The sequence below is a fragment of the Novosphingobium sp. B-7 genome (assembly GCF_000410615.1).
GTDB classification, from domain to species: Bacteria; Pseudomonadota; Alphaproteobacteria; order Sphingomonadales; family Sphingomonadaceae; genus Novosphingobium; species Novosphingobium capsulatum.
In genome coordinates, this window is record NZ_KE148486.1 from 4409 (window position 1) to 5223 (window position 815).

The 815-nt window shown below is 70.4% G+C and carries 2 protein-coding genes; both read left to right on the forward strand.

Features of this window, described 5'->3' with window-relative positions; genetic code table 11:
- Positions 1 to 97: 97 nt before the first annotated feature.
- A complete protein-coding gene (locus tag H926_RS0121230) occupies positions 98 to 556 on the forward strand; it encodes a periplasmic heavy metal sensor (protein WP_022678045.1) in 459 nt (152 codons plus the stop codon).
- Positions 557 to 570: 14 nt separating this feature from the next.
- Positions 571 to 815: RNA polymerase sigma factor (locus H926_RS32740; protein ID WP_022678046.1), on the forward strand; the 245-nt coding region annotated here is incomplete at its 3' end.

Genomic DNA, 815 nt, shown 5'->3' on the forward strand with positions numbered 1-815 from the left:
GGCATGCCTTTGGCCCGCGTCATGAGCCTGCCAGGCTGGTGAGCCCCCTGGCCTTGCCCGCACAGGCGCCCTCGGTTGTGCTGATGGGGGCGGGGTGATGGGCGCCCGCCAGATGGTGTTTGTGGCCCTGCTGGCCTTTGCAGCGGCCCTGGCAGGGGTGGGGGTGGGGCGCATGCTGTTTAAGCCCGCGCAGCCTGCGGAAAACGCCTTTCACACGCTGATCCACCGCGATCTGGCGCTTGATGCCGGGCAGGAACAGGCCATGGCGCGGCTGGAGGGCGATTATGCGGCCGCGCAGGCCCGCTATGGCGCGCAAATGGCGCAGGATAACCGCGATCTGGCGCAGGCGATCGTGGCCGAGCGCGGCTATGGCCCGCGCGTGGCCGCGGCGGTAGATCGCTCGCATGCAGCGATGGGCATGTTGCAGAAGGAAACCCTGCAACACCTGTTTGCGATGCGCGCGCTGCTGCGCCCCGATCAGCAGGCGCGGTTTGACCAGGCGATGGTGGCTGCCCTGATGCAATCCCCTGCGCCCAGCGCTTCGCAGCGGCCCTGAGCGGCCGCGCGGCGGTGCGTGATGATCCTCTGGACGAGGCCGATGATGCCGCCCTGGTGCGCGCCGCGCTGGCGGGCGAGGAGCAGGCCTATCGCCAGCTCATGGCGCGTCACCGCGCCGTGGTGCATCGTGTGGCCTGGGCGCAGACCGGACAGGCCGATGCCGCGCTCGACGTGACGCAGGATACGTTCATCGCCGCCTTTGCCGCGCTGCGCCGCTATGATCCGGCGCGGCCGCTGGCGGCGTGGCTGGCGCGCAT